Annotated in this window: 14 protein-coding genes and 1 pseudogene; 4 read left to right on the top strand and 11 right to left on the bottom strand. The window is 66.4% G+C overall.

Annotation, left to right across the window (positions count from 1 at the left end):
- Positions 1-65: 65 nt before the first annotated feature.
- Entirely contained in the window at positions 66-1127 is a 1062-nt protein-coding gene (locus EV292_RS19725; RefSeq protein WP_132910983.1) for an ornithine cyclodeaminase, read from the bottom strand.
- A gap of 152 nt (positions 1128-1279) precedes the next feature.
- Here EV292_RS19725 and EV292_RS19720 point away from each other — a divergent pair, with 152 nt between their 5' ends.
- On the top strand, positions 1280-1717 hold the full coding sequence (locus EV292_RS19720; RefSeq protein WP_132910982.1) for an Lrp/AsnC family transcriptional regulator: 438 nt from the start codon (positions 1280-1282) through the stop codon (positions 1715-1717).
- Between the two features lie 166 nt (positions 1718-1883).
- Here the strand turns inward: EV292_RS19720 and EV292_RS22795 are convergent, their stop codons facing one another.
- Both EV292_RS22795 and EV292_RS19710 read right to left on the bottom strand, forming a co-directional pair.
- Positions 1884-2060, bottom strand: coding sequence for a hypothetical protein (locus EV292_RS22795; protein ID WP_165927199.1), 177 nt, complete (start codon positions 2058-2060; stop codon positions 1884-1886).
- A gap of 254 nt (positions 2061-2314) precedes the next feature.
- Entirely contained in the window at positions 2315-2932 is a 618-nt protein-coding gene (locus tag EV292_RS19710) for a hypothetical protein (protein ID WP_132910980.1), read from the bottom strand.
- A 292-nt stretch (positions 2933-3224) separates the two neighbouring features.
- On the opposite strand from EV292_RS19710, the gene EV292_RS19705 reads away from it, so the two are divergent.
- Positions 3225-3407 (top strand): hypothetical protein, encoded by a 183-nt coding sequence (locus EV292_RS19705; protein WP_132910979.1) that lies wholly within the window; start codon positions 3225-3227, stop codon positions 3405-3407.
- A gap of 167 nt (positions 3408-3574) precedes the next feature.
- Here EV292_RS19705 and EV292_RS22790 read toward each other — a convergent pair whose 3' ends face one another.
- The 6 genes from EV292_RS22790 to EV292_RS19680 form a co-directional block, all read right to left on the bottom strand.
- Positions 3575-3730, bottom strand: coding sequence for a DUF6771 family protein (locus tag EV292_RS22790; RefSeq protein ID WP_165927198.1), 156 nt, complete (start codon positions 3728-3730; stop codon positions 3575-3577).
- An 85-nt stretch (positions 3731-3815) separates the two neighbouring features.
- The gene (locus tag EV292_RS19700) at positions 3816-5825 is read right to left on the bottom strand and encodes a GGDEF domain-containing protein (RefSeq protein ID WP_132910978.1); all 2010 of its coding nucleotides are present in this window, start codon (positions 5823-5825) and stop codon (positions 3816-3818) included.
- Positions 5826-6428: 603 nt separating this feature from the next.
- Positions 6429-7646: a TolC family protein gene (locus EV292_RS19695; RefSeq protein ID WP_132910977.1), complete on the bottom strand. Its 1218-nt coding sequence runs from the start codon at positions 7644-7646 to the stop codon at positions 6429-6431.
- Positions 7643-7942 (bottom strand): DUF3240 family protein, encoded by a 300-nt coding sequence (locus tag EV292_RS19690; protein WP_132910976.1) that lies wholly within the window; start codon positions 7940-7942, stop codon positions 7643-7645. The genes EV292_RS19695 and EV292_RS19690 overlap by 4 nt, the downstream gene beginning before the upstream one ends.
- On the bottom strand, positions 7939-11007 hold the full coding sequence (locus EV292_RS19685; protein WP_132910975.1) for a CusA/CzcA family heavy metal efflux RND transporter: 3069 nt from the start codon (positions 11005-11007) through the stop codon (positions 7939-7941). Before EV292_RS19685 ends, EV292_RS19690 begins: the two co-directional genes overlap by 4 nt.
- Positions 11007-12086, bottom strand: a complete 1080-nt coding sequence (locus tag EV292_RS19680) for an efflux RND transporter periplasmic adaptor subunit (protein WP_132910974.1) — start codon at positions 12084-12086, stop codon at positions 11007-11009. Before EV292_RS19680 ends, EV292_RS19685 begins: the two co-directional genes overlap by 1 nt.
- A gap of 62 nt (positions 12087-12148) precedes the next feature.
- Here EV292_RS19680 and EV292_RS19675 point away from each other — a divergent pair, with 62 nt between their 5' ends.
- Positions 12149-12790 carry a response regulator transcription factor gene (locus EV292_RS19675; protein WP_243693876.1) on the top strand — a complete coding sequence of 214 codons (642 nt, stop codon included), beginning with the start codon at positions 12149-12151 and terminating at the stop codon, positions 12788-12790.
- Entirely contained in the window at positions 12787-14121 is a 1335-nt protein-coding gene (locus EV292_RS19670) for a HAMP domain-containing sensor histidine kinase (protein WP_132910972.1), read from the top strand. Before EV292_RS19675 ends, EV292_RS19670 begins: the two co-directional genes overlap by 4 nt.
- 370 nt (positions 14122-14491) lie before the next feature.
- Here the strand turns inward: EV292_RS19670 and EV292_RS19665 are convergent.
- Together EV292_RS19665 and EV292_RS19660 are read right to left on the bottom strand one after the other, a co-directional pair.
- Positions 14492-15526: pseudogene (locus EV292_RS19665) on the bottom strand (IS110 family transposase).
- 260 nt (positions 15527-15786) lie between these two features.
- The gene (locus EV292_RS19660; RefSeq protein ID WP_132910971.1) at positions 15787-16320 is read right to left on the bottom strand and encodes a VOC family protein; all 534 of its coding nucleotides are present in this window, start codon (positions 16318-16320) and stop codon (positions 15787-15789) included.
- Between the last annotated feature and the right edge of the window lie 741 nt (positions 16321-17061).

Genomic DNA, 17061 nt, shown 5'->3' with positions numbered 1-17061 from the left:
CGGAGCATAGCGGCGGCCGGACCCGCGTCAAATGCCGCCGCCGATCCTGCCGCCGGTCCCACCACCTAGGCCGCCAGCGCGGGAGCAGCGCGCTGGAGCATGCCAAACAGGTCGCGCGGATCGTCGGGATCGGCGAGGATGTCGAGCGCGTGGAAGAAGTCGCTGCCCTGCAGCTTGTCGTGGACGTAGCGCAGCGCGGAGAAGTCCTCGGTGGCGAAACCGACGCTGTCGAACAGCGTGATTTGCCGCGCGTCGGACCGCCCCGTCGCTTCCCCCTGCACCACGCGCCAGAGCTCGGTGACCGGGTAGCTGGCCGGCATCTGCTGGATCTCGCCCTCGATCCGCGTCTGCGGCTCGAACTCGACGAAAGTGGTCGCGCGCGCCAGGATATCACCGTGCAACTCGGTCTTGCCGGGGCAGTCGCCGCCGATGGCGTTGATGTGGATGCCGGCGCCGACCATGTTGTCGGTCAGGATGGTCGCATAGGCCTTGTCGGCGGTGCAGGTGGTGACGATCTGCGCGCCCTCGATCGTCTCCTGCGCACTGGTGCAGGATGTGACGCGCAGGCCGCTGCGCGCGAGGTTCAGCGCGACCTTGCGCGTCGCGGCCGGATCGATGTCGTACAGCCGCACCTCCTCGATCCCGACCACCGCGCGCATCGCAAGCGCCTGGAACTCCGCCTGCGCGCCGTTGCCGATCATCGCCATCACGCGCGCGTCCGGCGGCGCCAGGTGGCGCGCGGCCATCGCGGAGGTCGCCGCCGTCCGCAGCGCGGTCAGCAGCGTCATCTCCGACAGCAGCAGCGGATAGCCGGTGTCGACACGCGCGAGCAGGCCGAAGGCGGCGACCGTCTGGAAGCCGCGCGCGGTGTTGCTTGGGTGGCCGTTGACGTACTTGAACGAGTATATCGCACCATCGGAGGTCGGCATCAGCTCGATTACGCCGTCGTGCGAATGCGACGCCAGCCGCGGCGCCTTCTCGAACACGTCCCAGCGGCGATAGTCCGCCTCAATTTCGTCGGTCAGGTCGCGTAGCACCTGGTCGACCCCGATATGGTGCACCAGCCGCATCATGTTCTCGACGCTGACGAACGGGACGAAGGCGAGCGGGGAGGCGGCAGGCGGCATAACGATCCCTTCCGAGTTTACGGTCGCCGCCGAGGCTATTCGCCGCCAATCTTGACCGAAATGGCAATTATGCGCAGACAGTGCGCAAGGACTGATCATTCTGCCTCATCGGGCTGATCAACTTGACCAGTGCGGGATCTAAGGCGGCAGCGATGACGGTGGCGAAGTTCATCCCTGACGATCTCGACCGTCGCATCATCTCGCACCTGCGCGTGGATGGTCGCGCCTCGCTCGCGAAGCTGGCGACGGCGCTGAACGTCGCGCGCGGCACGGTGCAGAACCGGCTGGACCGCTTGCTCGAAACAGGCACGCTGCTAGGCTTCACCGTCCGCGTGCGCGAGGACTACGAGGATCGGTCGGTGCGCGCGGTGATGCTGATCGAGGTCATCGGCAAGTCCACCACACAGGTCATCCACCGGCTGCGCGGCATCTCCGAGATTCGCACCCTGCACACGACCAACGGCAACTGGGACTTGGTCGCCGACATTCAGGTCGCAAACCTGTCCGACTTCGACCGCGTTCTGCGTGAGGTACGGATGATCGACGGCGTATCGAACAGCGAGACAAGCCTGCTGCTGAGCACGGTTTGATTTGCTACCTCGGCGTTCTAGCAGGATACGCCTCAAAGCTGCCCGAGCGGAGTGACACATGCACGGTACGCGGACCCAGAACCTTTCGCTCCAACGCCACTCCGCGCTTCCCGACTCCTGCCGCTCGTTCATCACGCCGCTCGAGCCTCGCGCTCGCTTCGTGCAGCTATTCGGCTGGCCTGATTGGCAGGATCACGGCCGCCACAAGGGAATTGATCGTGGTGAGCTCCTGCTCGCGGCGTCGAGCGCCCGCTCGACCTACACGGAAATTGAAAGCGGCGAGTGCAACCAGGCCGGGTAGCAGGAAGATGACGTTCGCCAGGAAGCTCAGCGTCAGCGGCATGCCCTACTTCTTCGGCGCAGCGGTGCCCGGCTGAAGGTGTAACGGTCGTTGGCTGCGTCGCGAACGACTTGGCCCTTACCGGTAGCCTCGCGCCACTCGGTCCCAAGCCTTATCAGCTCGGAGTAGCCACCAACCTTAAGCGCGGCTTCACCCGCCCGGCGCTGTTCACCAATGGTCATGATCGTCGCCATGGCATTGATGTAAGAGGTCTTTGCTCTCGTATAGCCAATCCCATCCGGCGATCAGCGATGCGGTCAACCGCCGGTAAGGCGAAGCACCTTTCGAGGCTGGTCGCCGGCTAGGAGCGCCCAAAGCTGTTCTCGACTGCGTACCACGATTGAAGCAGACTCGGGCAGTCCGTCCATGCCGGCGTTCCAAAGGTCGCCGGCAGCCCCGGTAAACGGGCCCGACTCTCGCTCGAGGCTCCCGAGATGAGCCTGGTCACGAGCTAATCCGTAGAAGTCGATCGTGGGGACTAATGGCGCGACGCCGTTGTCTTTGAAGGTCGCGGCAGTCGGCATCGTGTAGGGCAACGGCTTGTTCAGCAAGCGAGCCGCCTCGTAGAATTGATGAGCTGCCGCGGCGCTACAGTGGAACCGAAGTGCCTGAGCCATGACCTGGTATTCAGCGTCGGTTCGCTCCTCCTCCGCATAGCGCTGCGAGAGGCCATGGCCGAGATTGAGGTGAAACTGGTCGCCCGCGGCACGGTCAAGGTTGTAGTAGACGAGGAGCGCTTTGGCTGCCGAGAGGATCTGCCGGAAGGCTTCCGTGGCGAGCCCGATCTCTGCTGCAGAAGGCGACTTCGTCCGATCGTCGTCCGAGGAGCGTCGCAAGGTACGGAGGAACCTAGAGGTAAGGCTTTCTCGAGTCATCGCTGTTTTCCAAGAGTGCCGGATCCGACTATGCTCGGGCAGCGGCTCAGGCGAAAGTGCTGTCTTTCGCGGTTCGCGAGATTTCGTGAACCGGCATCGAACCATCGAGCCTCCGAGCATTCCATTATGATCATTCCAGGCCGCCGAACGCACTCCCGACCCCAGACGCCGTTACGCGTCGGGCCTCACTTGCGTTCGAACATCAGCCTGCCGTTATACGTTCGCGCATCTTGCGTGCCCTACGCTGCCGTGGTCATGCCTAAACGCATCCAACGATCGAGGGAGCTGCGGCATGCAGGTGAACGCAGAGGGTGAAGACACTGAGTCAGAGCGCGCCGAAGTTCATTTCCTCGCCGCGCTGCTAGACGAGCTGATGCGCAAGGTGCTTAGTGCCGGCGTGCTGACGCAAGCGGAATTGAACGAGGTTGAGGCCGCCGCTGCTAAGAGAGTCGGCGGGGTACCACGAGCTTGGTAGTGTCACTAGTAGCAACCGGCCTCAGTGGGCGCTTGCTACCCCTACCCTCTCGTGCCGAGGACCCAACAGCAGTCACTCAGAAGGCCCGGATCGCTTCCTAACTCTCGCCGTTCGTTCATGTCGATGCGTCGCATAAGCTGACACCAAGGGCACCTGTACCCTATCCGTTAGTCACCATCTCGGATTGCTGCGGCGACCATCGCGGCAAGCGCTTCCTCAGCCCTCTGCCTCAAGGCAGGGTTGGTGGAAGACAAATCGCGACGGATCCACTCGGGCGCTCGGCTCACGACAGAGGCAATCAACGCCAGCTGTTCCGCGGTCATGCCGTCTCCTTCGTTTGTTCTCGTGCTCGCTGACTTATAGGCCGGCCCGCGGCTCGTCGCCGCGCATTGCGGACAGTGGTAACGTTTAGCAGGTAAGCCGGCCGGGCTCTGCGGATCTGCGCACGCGCGTGTCCGTTTCGTTCGGCTCTTCGGGACTCGCACTTGTCGGTGTGAGGCCGATCCTCGCCTTCTGGCTTTCCGGCGACGTCAGCGCGGTCACGTCCTCAATCTCGAACCTGTCTCGTCCCAGCTCCTTGGCCCTGTATAGCGCCCGATCCGCCCTCGCGATGACCGCCTGAAGCGGCTCTCCGTCGGTCGAGGACGTGACACCCGCGCTGAAGCGCACTTGCACCCCCGACGCCTTCGCCTCGACCTGCTCGGGAAGTCTGCTGCGGATCCCCTCGAGAACCCGCAGCGCGTGGGCTGCAGACCGATGCCGAAAGACCATGACGAACTCTTCGCCTCCCCACCGTGCGACCACGTCGTCCTTGCCAGCGATGGAGGCGAGCAGCGCGGCGAAGTGCTTGAGCACCTCGTCGCCGACATTGTGACCGTACCTGTCGTTGATAGCCTTGAAGTGGTCCACGTCGAGCAGAGCCACCGTGGAAGCGGCGCCAAAACCCTCTCTGGAGAGCAGGTTGCGCTCGCGCCCGGTCAGGCATCGGCGGTTCAGCAAGCCGGTGAGCGGATCCGTATCTGCGACACGCGACAGCTTTCGCCTGTGGCTGACGCCCATGACGAGCATCGTTCCCGCCATGACGAGGCCGGCTGCCGCCGACCAGGCGAGTTGCCGGTAGCGCTGAGCCTGCTCGCTCTCGCGTTCACGCGCGAAGCGAAGGCTGCGGGCGAGCTCCTCCGCGCGTGCTGCCGACCTGTCCGCCTCAAAGCTCGCGCGCAGCACAGCGGTCTGCCTTGACCGCTCGTAGTTGGATCTCCTTTCGTCCAGACGTACGGACCGCTCGAGGTCACGGTAGGCACCTTCCGTCCTGCCCATGGCTCGGTTCACGTCCGCGCGAAGACGGTAGGCCTGCGGTGCCGAGGCGAAGGAGGAGAGCCGGTCCTCGTCCTCGAGCAGGTGATCGAGCAGTTCGAGCGCGCGCGCGTACCGCCCCGACATCCATCCCATCTTCGCCCTGAGAAGCTGCACCTGCGCACCGGCCGGCTCCTTCCACGCATCGAAGACGGCCTGAGCTTGACGGCACAGCGGTTCCGCAGCGCGCAGACGCCGAAGCTCGATTAACGCGGCGCAAGTCTGCAGGTCGATATAGGCGGAGCCAACCGGATCGCTCGCCCGAGGGGATCGCACCCTGGATCGGTCAAAGTCGGCGAGCGCAGCCGCGTACGCTCCTCGCGTGAGGTTGAACAAGCCCCTGAAGTACAGATCGTTGGCCAGGGCAACCTTCCGATCGTGCGTCGTGTCCCAGGCAATCACCTCCTCGATGAGGGCGATCGCCTGGTGATGGTCGCCTGCCGCGTTCAACACCCTGGCCAACTTCTCGGTAGCGATGACGTGTGGCAGCTCGCGGCCTGGGCCCTTTGTGAGCCGGTAGGCCGAGGCGAGGAGAGACACTGCCCGCTCCGGCGCTCCCGATAAACGCCAAGCCTCTCCGCGAGCGATCTGGAGGCAGGCGATCGACACGATGTCGGGAGCCTTACGATCTAGGGCGGATGAGAGCGACGAGGCGATGTGATCTACATCCTCAAGCTTCAGGCCGTTCATCGCGGCGCGGGTCAGCAGCTCGATACGAAGCGGCAGGTCAACGAACGATGCGGCTTTGGTCACCTGATCGACGGTGCTCCTCGCCTCGGCAGGCTGTGAGAGCGTGTCGTACGCCTCCGCCCGTGCGGCCATGCGCCAGCCCCAGGCGAGATCGCCGCCGGTCCGCAGCGGATCGCCGTTGGTCGAGAGAAGGAGCGCGGGTGGGTCGCGCCCCGCGTCATCCGCCAGCGCCTGCAGATCGGGCGTCGGCGCGCGCATACATCCGGCCTGCGCCTCTCCCAGCCCGAGGACGCAGGTCAGAGGAAGAAGCACGGTGATCGCCGACCGCCGCCAGAACCAGCCGTGATCCTCAAGAAGACGAAGACTCGCCCGCATCCGCCGATCCTCGAGCGTAGTCGCCTGATCTAGCCTGGGCGAACTAAGGTTTGGTGAACCCCGCGTATCCTATCCCTAGCGGCTGTCCGCCGCCAGATCGAGGCGGCTGCCCTGCTCTGCTCGACCACGAAGTAATCACAATCCGGACGACCTGCTTGGCTACGCGTCGAGAGCGTGCACGTCGACGGTGGCGTCGGCGTTTTGATGGGACGCGAGGTTTTCACGCCCACCCCGCAAAGCGAGCTCGGCCGCACCTACTGCGCGGTCCCGCTCGATCGCCGCTACACCAACGTCTACCGCGGGGGGCGGCGGCAGATGGCGCTGGTTCGCGCGGCATGCGAACGTCATGGCGAAGAGGGCAGCGGGGCCCCGCTAATGGGCGCTGCGGCCCTCTACCCTCTCGTGCCGAGGACCCAGAAGCGGTCACTCAGAGGTCCCCGCCCGCCTCCCAGATCCGGCCGTTCGTTCACCAGTAAAGATCCTCGCGCTTATCACACGATCCTTCACGGAAGCGACGCATTTGGGTGAAGAGCCATACTGACGGATCGCGAAGAACGCGGAGACGTCGATAGGTCAATGAGTGCGGAAGCTCCTTCTAACGCTCTACTCGATCCACAACGCATGCGCGTCGATCCGCATCTTCGTCACCGCACTGGCGGCAGCGGTGCGGGCGTCGATCTCGGCCGCACGGGCCTCATAGGCGAGGCGGTCGGCGTAGAGGCGGTCGGCGAGGTCGATGACGCCGACGTCTTGACCGCGTGCGGTCTTCGACGCGGCTGCGTCCGTGCGGACGACAGCGTCGCGCGCGGCGCGCCAGGCGGCGAGGCGGGCGCGAGTCTCGGCGAGGTCGCCGGCGGAATGGGCCTCCACCTCGCGGCGGACGGTGGCCGCCTCGTAGGTGGCGGCGAGCGCGGTGCTTGCTGCCTCCTCCGCCAGCCCGCGCCGGTGGCTGCCGCCGAAGGGCAACGAGATGAACACGCCCATACCCTTCTCCTGCCCGCTGCGTTCTTGAAAGCTCCGCAAGCCGAGCGTGGGATCGGGCAGGCGATCGAGCTTTGCACGGCGAGCAAGCGCGGTCTGCCGCTCCGAGTCGCGGTCGGCGGCCGTGATGTCGTGGCTCTTGATCACAGCATCCGCCGCGAGGGCCGCCAGCTTGGTTTCGTATGGTTCGCCCACTTCGAAATCGGGCGCGTCGATCGGCAGCGCGAGTTCGGGGAAGGTCGCCGCGAGTTCCGCGCGCGCGCGATCACGCGTGGCGAGCGCGTCACCCACGCGCAGCGCCGCCGACGCAACCGCCGCCGCAGCTTGGTCCGCGTCGAGCACCGCGGCATCGCGCAGCTCCACGCGGCGGTCGATCGCGCGCGCGGCCTGTTCGAGGTTCACATGCGTCGCCACCGCATTGCGATGCTTCGCGCTCGCCCCGAGCCAGCGATACCACAGCTCCGCCAGCGCCAACGCCGCCTGATGCCGCGCGTCCTCGGCGCGGTTGATCGCCACCTCGACGCCGAGCGCGCCCGCCTTGCGATCGAGCGCCGCCTTGCCCGGCAGGCGCAGCGCGCGGCTGAGCGTCGCGTCATATTCGCGATAGTCGCGCCCCTCCATGTCCACGCGGCGGTTGGAGAGCGTGCCCTGCAACGTCACCTCATACGGCCCGGCGCGCAGCGCATCTCCCGCCCCGCGCGCGGCATCGACGCGCGCATCGGCGGCGGTGACGGCGGGGTAGGCCTCCAGCGCGGCGCGCACCTCGGCATCGGGTGGCAAGTCCTGTGCGAGTGCCGGCAACGGCGTCGCGAGCGCCAGAATGAGAACCGCGCGCTTCATGCCAACCGTCCCATCTCGCGCACCGGCAGCGTCATCCAGCGCACGGGAAGCCGCCGACGCGACGCCTCCACCGTGGCGACCAGCGCCGGTACATCATCCTCCGCCACGACCAGCTCGATCGCGACGCGGCGCAGCGCGCCCGTCACCCGCTCGGCCGTGCCGGCATCCGCGAAGTCCAACCCCCGCACGATCTCATCGCGCACATGGATCGGCGCGCTGGATATCGCGCGCAGCGCCTCCACGATCGGCTCGGCATCCGCCGCCGCGCCGGCGAAGCTCAGCAGCACATGGCTCATGCCGCCTGCTCCTTCCGGCTCTCGCCAAACCGCTCGTAGAGCAACGGCAGCAGCACCAACGTCAGCAGTGTCGAGGACACCAGCCCGCCGATCACCACGATCGCCAATGGCTTCTGGATCTCGGACCCCGGCCCGGTCGCGAACAGCAAGGGCACCAGCCCGAACGCCGTGATCGACGCGGTCATCAACACCGGCCGCAGCCGCCGCTCCGCCCCCAGCCGCACCGCATCGGCGAGCGGCACACCCTCCTCGCGGAGCTGGCGGAAGTAGCTCACCAGCACCAGCCCGTTGAGCACCGCGATCCCGAGCAGTGCGATGAACCCCACCGACGCCGGCACCGAGAGGAAATCGCCCGAGATCCACAGTGACACGATCCCGCCCACCGCCGCGAAGGGAATGTTGGCAAGGATCAGCAGCGCCCCGCGCAGCGACTTCAGCGTCGCGAACAGCACGAAGAAGATCATCAGCAGCGCGATCGGGACCACCAGCATCAGCCGCGCGGCGGCGCGCTGCTGGTTCTCGAACTGCCCACCCCAGACGAGGCGATAGCCGTCCGGCAGCTTGACCTCCGCCTCGACCTTCGCCTTCGCCTCCTCGACGAAGCCGACGAGATCGCGCCCGGAGACGAACGCCTGCACCAGCGCATAGCGCCCGCCGCTCTCATGGCTCAGCATCACCGGCCCCTGCGTCTCGGTGACGCGCGCCAGATCGCTCACCCGCGCGACCGTGCCGCTGGGCGTCACCATCTGCAGATCACGGAAGCGCGCCGGATCCTCGCGCACCGCATCGCCGCCCTTGATCAGCACCGGAATGCGCTTCTGCGCCTCGATCACCGTGCCCGCGGGCAAGCCCTCGACCTGCGCGCGCAGCATGTCTTGGAAACTGTCCACCGGCATCCCGAACCGTCCGGCGGCAGCGCGATCCACATCGAGCTGGAGATAGTCCACCGACGAGTTCGCCGCCGTCACCACCTCGGATGCGCCGCGCACCCCGCGTAGGATACCCTCGATCCGCCCCGCCAGCGACGAGAGCGTCGCCAGATCCGGCCCGAAGATCTTGATCGCCAGATCGCCGCGCGATCCCGTCAGCATCTCGGAGACGCGCATCTCGATCGGCTGGGTGAACACCGGCTCGATCCCCGGCATCCCCTCCATCACCGTGCGGATGCCGTCGACGATATCCTCCTTCGTGCCGCGCCACGCCTCGCGCGGTTTCAGCGCCATGAACATGTCGGTCTCGTTGAGCCCCATCGCGTCGAGCCCGATCTCGTCCACACCGTTGCGCGCGACGATCCGCTCCACCTCGGGCACGGCGGCGATGATCGCATCCTCCACCTTGCCGTCCAGCGCGAGCGTGCGGGCGAGGCCGATCGAGGGCAGCTTGGCGGTCTGCATCACCACCGCGCCCTCATCCATCACCGGCATGAACGTCTTGCCGACCGCGCCATAGGCCAGCACCGCCAGCACCAGCCCCGCGCCGGCCACGCCATAGACCAGGGGCTTCCGCGCGAAGGCTCCCGCCAGCAGCCGGTGATAGCGCGGCGCGAGCATCCGCATGATCCACGGCTCGCGATGCTGCCCCGATGTCAGTCCGAACGAGGCGAGCACCGGCACCAATGTCAGCGCCAGCAGCAGGGCCGCCGCGAGCGAGAACATGATGGTCAGCGCCACCGGCGCGAAAAGCTTTCCCTCCAGCCCCTGCAACGACAGCAACGGCACGAAGACGAGCGCGATGATCAGCAGCCCGGCGGACACCGGCACCACCACCTCGGCGGTGGCGCGAAACACCACGTTGAGCCGCGGCACGCCCTCATCCCTGGCGTGCGCGAGGCGATCGACGACATTCTCCACCACCACGACCGCGCCATCGACCAGCATGCCGATCGCGATCGCCAGGCCGCCGAGGCTCATCAGGTTTGCCGACATGCCCATGTAGCGCATCGCGAGAAAGGTGATCAGCGCCGCCATCGGCAGCGTAGCCGCCACGATCGCCGCCGCGCGCCAGTCGCCGAGGAAGATCACGAGCAGGATCACCACCAGCACGATCGCCTCGATCAGCGCCTCCTGCACCGTGCCGACGGCATGCTCGATCAGATCGGAGCGATTGTAGAACACATCGATCGTTGCGCTTTTGGGAAGGCCTGGCTTCAGCTCCTCCAGTCGCGCCTCGACGCCCTCCACCACCTTGCGCGCATCCGCGCCGCGCAGCGCGAGGACGAGGCCTTCGACCGCCTCCCTGCCGTTGCGCGTCAGCCCGCCGTAGCGCGTCTGGCTGCCCGCGCCGATCATCGCGATATCGCCCAGCCGCACGATGCGATCGTTGCGCGCGACCACCACCATCTGCCGCAGATCGTCCGCATCGCGGATCGCGCCGACCGCGCGGACGATCAGCGCCTCGTCACCGCGCGAGAGGCGGCCTGCGCCATCGTTGCGATTGCCGCGCTCCACCGCTTCGGCCACGGCCGCGATCGTGAGTCCCGCCGCTGCCATGCGCACCGGATCGGGTCGCACTTCGTAGGTGCGCACATGCCCGCCGAGCACGTTGACGTCGGCGACGCCGGGCACGGTGCGCAGCGCCGGCCGGATCGTCCAGTCGAGCAGCTCGCGCTTCTCGGCGAGCGTCAGCGGCCCCTCGATAGTGAACATGAACACTTCGGAAAGCGGGGTGGAGATCGGCGCGAGGCCGCCGCTGACGCTCTCGGGCATGTCCTTCATCACGCCCGCCAGCCGTTCCGTCACCTGCTGCCGCGCCCAATAGATGTCGGTGCCTTCGTCGAAATCGATCGTGACGTCGGCGATCGCGTATTTCGCGGTCGAGCGCAGCACGGACTGACGCGGCAGGCCGAGCATCTCCAGCTCGATTGGCGCGATGATTCGCGTCTCGACTTCCTCCGGCGTCATGCCGGGGGCCTTGAGGATGATCTTCACCTGCGTCTGCGCGATGTCCGGATAGGCATCGACCGGCAGGGTGGAAAACGCCCAGGCTCCTAGCGCCGCCGTCACGATCGACAGCGCCAGCACGAGCAGGCGATAGGAGAGCGACCAAGCGGCGAGAGCACGTAACATCAGTCTGCTGCCAGCGCCTTGAGCTCGCTCGTCCCGGAGACGGCGACTTGTTCTCCGGCCTTCACGCCCGTGGTGAGGACGTTGCGATCCCCCGCCGCGCCGGCGCTGGTGACCGCACGTCGTACGATACCCTTGGGCGTCCGCACGAACGCGACCGGCCTGCCCTCGATGATGACGACCGCCGCGGCCGGCACCGAGACTGCCGCGCCATCGGCGGGCTTCAGCAGCGTCGCGGTGGTCGCGCGACCGGCGACGAGGCCCGGCGCAGCGGGGATCTTCGCCCGCAGCAGCGCGGAACGCGATTCGGCTTCCACCGTCGATCCGACGCTGGTGACGGTACCGGCGACACCTTCCAGCATCACCGTCATCCCCGGCCTGATCGTGCCGATCAGTCGCTCGGGCAGCTGGGCTGTGAGTTCGTAACGACCCGCCGCGTCGATCACGTAAGGCGCGCTCGCGCCGTCGACCGGCATGCCGGTCTGCACGCTCGCCTTGGTGATCGTGCCCGCGATCGGCGCGGTCAGCGTATAGCTGCCGCCGCTGCGCCCGGCGTTGATCAGCGCCAGCGCACGGCGCTGCTCGCCCAGTTCCGCCTCCGCCTCGCGCCGCGCCGCCGCGGCTTCGTCGGCGCGGCTGCCGGCGATCACGCCCTCGCGCGCGAGCTGGTCGAGCCGACGCGCGTTGAGCAGCGACACGTTGGCGCGCGCCGATGCCTGTTCCATCCCCGCCTGCATCGTCAGCACGTCGCGGCTGGCGACCACCGCGAGCGGCTGGCCGGCGCGGACCTGTTGGCCCTCGACCACCATCGTCCGAGTCACCACGCCCGGGATCGTCGCCGCCACTGCGACGCGCGCGTTGGGCGGCGGCGCGATCGTCGCGGGCACTTCGGCAACCGGCACGTCGATGGCGGCCTCGGCCTTGGCGAACTGAATGTCGAGCCGCGCGATCTGCTCGGCGCTCAGCGCGATGGTACCGGGTGCCGCCGTGAGCGTGGGGGCCGGAGCCGGCTCCTCGCCGCGCGAACAGCCTGCGATCAGCCCTGCGATCAGCAGCGGCAGCGGAAGGAGGTTCTTCGTCACACCAGCCCCTCTATCTGGCGAACCTGCCAAAATGCTGTCACTGGACCGCGATGCGCATCCTGATGGTCGAGGACGAAGCGGAACTGGCGCGGCGCACGATCGCAGGCCTGAGGCGCGCCGGCATCACCGGCGAATGGCTGGCGAGCGCAGAGGACGCCGCCGGCTTCGTTGAGGATGGATTCAACGCGCTGATCGTCGATCTCGGCCTGCCCGGCATGGGCGGGCTCGATCTCGTTCGCCTGCTGCGACGGCGCGGCGTTACGGTGCCGATCCTGATCCTCACCGCGCGCGGCAGCTGGGAGGAGAAAGTGGAGGGGCTGAACGCGGGCGCGGACGATTTTCTCGTCAAGCCGGTCCGCGCCGAGGAACTGATCGCCCGCCTGCACGCGCTCGCCCGCCGCGCGGCCGGCCACCATGTCGCGCGGCTGGCCGAGGGGGCGCTCGCGCTCGACACCGGCACGCGCGAGGCGTGGCTGGACGGCGCACCGATCGAGCTGACGCGCAACGAGTTCCGCCTGCTCCGCGCTTTCCTGCTGGAGCCGGGCCGCACCCTCTCGCGCTATGCGATCCTCGACCGTCTCTATGCGCTGGAGGCGGAGCGCGATCCCAATACGGTGGAGGTGCTGGTCGGCCGCATCCGCCGCAAGATCGGCCGCGACCGCATCGCGACGGTGCGCGGCTTCGGCTACCGACTTCTGCCATGACCACCCGCGCGCACAGCCTGCGCTTCCGCTTCGCCATCGCCTCGCTGCTATGGGTAGGGCTGGGGACGTTGGTGGCGGGTTTTGTGATCAGCGGACTGTACGGCCGCCACGTCACCCACACGTTCGTCAGCGATCTGACCAACCATCTCGATGAATTGGCGAGCCTCACCGATCCAGGCCCGAACGGCCGCCCGGTACTAGACCGCCCGCTCTCTGACCCGCGCTTCCAGCACCCCCGCTCAGGATTTTACTGGCAGGTGGAGCGAGGCGGGAAACCGATGCTCACCTCCGCCTCGCTAGCCGGCCATCACTTGATCGCCCCGCGCAACGAAGCCCCCGATGTGCCGACCTGGACCCGCGACCATCAGGAACGCCTCCTGCGCATCGACCGCCACGGCCCCGACGAACTCCTGTTCTCGATCACCGCCTCAGGCCGTGTGCTCGACGCGGAGCTGCGCGCCTTCGACAGCGACTTGGCCATCTCGCTTGGCGCCTTCGCCGCACTGATGCTGATCGGCGCGGCGCTGCAGGTCCGCTACGGGCTCCGCCCCACCCAGCGCCTCGCCGACTGGATCGACGACCTCCGCCGCGGCGACCGCGACCGCCTCCCGGATGCCGTGCCGAGCGAATTCGCCGGCATCGTCGGCCGGCTCAATGAACTGATCGAGGCGCAAGCGGTGCTGGTGGCAAGGGCGAGAGTGGAGGCCGGTAATCTTGGCCACAACCTGCGCACGCCCCTGGCGTTGGTAACTGGAGAAGCGGAACAGCTATCGGAATCCGGCCAGGAGGGGTCCGCCAGCTTCATCCTAGATCAATGCGACCGCATGCAACGCCAGATCGACTATCAGATGAAACGCGCCGCGGCCGCCGGCGGCCGCGGCACCGGCATCGTCGCCGACCTCGCCGCCTTCACCGCCCAGATCGTCGAAGCGATGCGCCGCCTGCATGCCGATCGCGCGGTGGAAATCGTGCACAACGTGCCGCCCGGGGTTATGGTCGCCTGCGACCCCGGCGACCTCGCCGAGATCCTCTCTAATCTCATCGATAACGCCTGCAAATGGGCCACCAACTGGGTCAAGATCGCTGCAAACCGCACCGCAACCCATCTCGTCATCACCATCACCGACGACGGTCCAGGCATCCCGGATGCCGAGCGCCAACGCGTCCTCGACGTCGGCGTCCGTCTCGACGAGACCAAGCCAGGTACCGGCCTGGGACTTACTGTATCCCGCGATATCGTGGGTCTGTACGGAGGCACGATGGACCTAAGCCCCAATAACAAGGCCAGCGGATTGAAAGCGATGATTCGCTTGCCGATCTCGCCGCCGTAAACGAAGCCAAACCGAAAATCGTCAGGAGGTTCGCCGAAGCATGAGGACCCATAATCGGTCACTCAGGCGCCCCAGCCCGCCTCCCAACTCCGGTCGCTCTCTGTGGATGGCTCCCGCGTTGCAAGGGTAATTTGACGTGTCGACGTAGGGTCGGGTGCAGCTCTCTGTTCGGCCTGTTTGTGCAGCCGGTGAGGACTGCTGGCCCTGATGGAGTCCGCGAGCTGAGTCCCATCTCGTTCAACAGGCTATGATGCCTTGAGCGTCCGTTGGGTTGTCTCTGCTCCCGGTCTGACCGGTTCGCCATTACATCGCATCGCTCTCACAACCTCGTGAAGCTGGTCTCCTTGGTTTGGTCGTTCCAGCTAAGTCGTTATGCCGCAAGCCTGGGTTGGTGCCCGGCCCGGTACGTCTCGCCGCGCGCCATGATGGCCCAGACAACCCGGGCGGTCTGGTTCGCCATGGCGACTGTTGCCACGCGTGTCGGCTTGCGCGCGAGGAGGGCCACGAGCCGCGGGTCGGCAGTCTCCGGCTTGCGCCTCACGCCTTTGATGAGCGACGTCATGCCCACGACGAGCAGCGTTCGAAGGTATTTGTCGCCCATCTTGGTGATGCGCCCAAGCCGCTCTTTGCCGCCACTTGAATGCTGCCGCGGCGTCAGGCCCAACCAGGCGGCGAACTCTCGCCCTGAGCGGAACTGGCTCGCATCAGTGACCGACGCGGCAAGCGCCGTTGCCCCGATCGGACCGATGCCGGGAATCGACATGAGACGGCGAGCCATATCGTTCGCCCGCTGCCAGGCAAGGAGATCCAGATCGATCTTTCGAAGCTGCGCATGGGTGTCGAGCGCCTGCTGTGACAATCATCCGACGACCCTTGCCGCCTCGCTCGGCACCGCCGGCGCCTCGCCGTCGACGATCTTGCGCGCCATCTCCAACGCCAAACGAACGCCTTGGGGAATGTTGATGCCGAACTCCGCCAGCAGCGCTCGCACCATGTTGACGAGTTGCGTACGCTGCTTGACCAGCAGGTCGCGCGCCCGATGCATCGACAAGGCCGCCTGCTGCTCCGGCGACTTCACCGGCACGAACCGCATCGTCGGACGCGTCACCGCCTCGCAGATCGCCTCCGCATCAGCTGCGTCTGTCTTGCCGCGCTTCACATAGGGTTTGACATAGGCCGGCGGCATCTGTCGCACTTCGTGACCCAGCTTCATCAGCTCGCGCGCCCAATAATGCGCTGTCCCGCACGCCTCCATGCCGACAAGACAAGGCGGTAGCTTCTCAAAGAATGGCAGAACCTGCGCTCGTCGCAGCGTCTTGCGGACGACCACGCGGCCCTCCGCATCTACGCCGTGAACCTGAAAGACGTTCTTGGCCAGATCAAGGCCGATCGTGCTAATCTCCATGACGGGTGGCTCCCATATGCTCGTGAATGCCTGACAGCCTTCACACCTTGGCACCGCGATGCCGTGAGCGGGAGCCATCCACCCCATTCGTTCACCTCGCCGCTCGAGCCTTTCGGGTTCCGCGCCGCTGTCCGGCTGGCCTGATTTTGCCATGTCTGTGAACCGGCCGTTTCGGAGTGCGTCGGCCTGCGTAGGAGCTCGTAGGTCGCCCACCGGCTCCATCGGAAGGGATGGTGAAACGGGATCGCTTTCGCGGCCCATTAACGACCTTGCGGCTGCATGAGCTCGATCGTGATATGATCCGGACCTGAAACGTAGGTCACCAAAGTTCCCTTGCGTGGACCACCCGCGATCGGCAGCGGCCCACCCTTGGCCTTCCATCCTGCTGCCTCGACGCGGGCAATGGCGGCATGAATGTCCTTCACGGTTAGAGCCAGATGGGCCGCTCCGATCGATCCGGCGCTGTCGGGCACCACCCCGTTCTGATGCCCTTTCGAATATTGTAGCAGTTCGACCACGTAGCCGTCCGGTGCCTTGACGATCGCGGTTTTCACAAGCGGATCATCGACACCCGTCACCTGATGGAGGAAGTCGCCTCCCATCTCCGACTGCCGCTCGAGCGTGAAGCCGAGCGCTCCCGTCCAGAAGCGAATGGCATCTTCCAGCGATGATACAGCGAAGCCGGTGTGATCCACGGCAATCACGTTTGCGGCGTCCGTCATCTCTGTACTCTCAAAGAGCCGCGCTTGCGGGGTCAGGGCCTGCGCGCCGGCTGCAACGGAGACCAGCAGCATGCGAACAATCTCGATGGCGACGCTTTAGCGCTCAGGGCTTTCCCTGAGAAGGATCGTCGAAGGGACGCCATCCTCGAACGATCGCACTTAAACGAGTGACCGTGACCGCGCCCAAGATTCCCGGCCTGAATGACAGAGTGTGGGCGCTTGCGGCTCCCTCCCCGCTCGCGGCGGAGACCCATTACCGGTCATTTAGGGCCACCTGCCGCCCTCCCAACTACGGACGTTTGTTAATCTTGCCGCTCGAGCCTTCCGAGCGTTGCGGCAGCCGTCCGGTTGGCCTGCTTAAGGCATTTGGGCTAGTGGCTACCGCTCTTCTTCCCGGGCCCGAACTCGACCCGCACGCCCACTCCTCCGCCCTTAACAACACCCAAGGTCACTCCTGGTGTGAGGTTTAGACGAAGCGGGGTGCTCAGGATGCTCCTGGGCTCGGGGAGGTTCGGCAGGGGACGCAGGCGAAACTGCTCCTGATCAGCTCGGCCGCAGACGACTACCTCGTCGCTCGCGGTTTGCGGGCATCGTCGACGCCGCCTTAAGGCTGTCGGGAACCTGAAGAGGGCCGGCAGGCGTGGCCGCAGTCGAAGGCGCTGGGCCGACCATCTCTGTAGCGACTTGCTGTGCATCCATCACGCGTCGTCTCCTGATTTGGCCCCCTAATTGACCTGACAGGGCCTCGCTCTTGGATAAGAGTGAGGCATATGACTGAGCTTACGACCAGGCGTTACAACGACGGTGAGGTCC

It is taken from the genome of Sphingomonas sp. BK235, assembly GCF_004345855.1.
Lineage (GTDB): Bacteria > Pseudomonadota > Alphaproteobacteria > Sphingomonadales > Sphingomonadaceae > Sphingomonas.
Note: the sequence above shows the minus strand (reverse complement) of the source record. Positions and strands in the feature narration are given on the sequence as shown.

Coding starts and splice junctions, on each gene's coding strand:
- EV292_RS19725 (WP_132910983.1), bottom strand. CDS start 1,127: ATGCCGCCTGCCGCCTCCCCGCTCGCCTTCGTCCCGTTCGTCAGCGTC.
- EV292_RS19720 (WP_132910982.1), top strand. CDS start 1,280: ATGACGGTGGCGAAGTTCATCCCTGACGATCTCGACCGTCGCATCATC.
- EV292_RS22795 (WP_165927199.1), bottom strand. CDS start 2,060: ATGCCGCTGACGCTGAGCTTCCTGGCGAACGTCATCTTCCTGCTACCC.
- EV292_RS19710 (WP_132910980.1), bottom strand. CDS start 2,932: ATGACTCGAGAAAGCCTTACCTCTAGGTTCCTCCGTACCTTGCGACGC.
- EV292_RS19705 (WP_132910979.1), top strand. CDS start 3,225: ATGCAGGTGAACGCAGAGGGTGAAGACACTGAGTCAGAGCGCGCCGAA.
- EV292_RS22790 (WP_165927198.1), bottom strand. CDS start 3,730: ATGACCGCGGAACAGCTGGCGTTGATTGCCTCTGTCGTGAGCCGAGCG.
- EV292_RS19700 (WP_132910978.1), bottom strand. CDS start 5,825: ATGCGGGCGAGTCTTCGTCTTCTTGAGGATCACGGCTGGTTCTGGCGG.
- EV292_RS19695 (WP_132910977.1), bottom strand. CDS start 7,646: ATGAAGCGCGCGGTTCTCATTCTGGCGCTCGCGACGCCGTTGCCGGCA.
- EV292_RS19690 (WP_132910976.1), bottom strand. CDS start 7,942: ATGAGCCATGTGCTGCTGAGCTTCGCCGGCGCGGCGGCGGATGCCGAG.
- EV292_RS19685 (WP_132910975.1), bottom strand. CDS start 11,007: ATGTTACGTGCTCTCGCCGCTTGGTCGCTCTCCTATCGCCTGCTCGTG.
- EV292_RS19675 (WP_243693876.1), top strand. CDS start 12,149: ATGGTCGAGGACGAAGCGGAACTGGCGCGGCGCACGATCGCAGGCCTG.
- EV292_RS19670 (WP_132910972.1), top strand. CDS start 12,787: ATGACCACCCGCGCGCACAGCCTGCGCTTCCGCTTCGCCATCGCCTCG.
- EV292_RS19660 (WP_132910971.1), bottom strand. CDS start 16,320: ATGCTGCTGGTCTCCGTTGCAGCCGGCGCGCAGGCCCTGACCCCGCAA.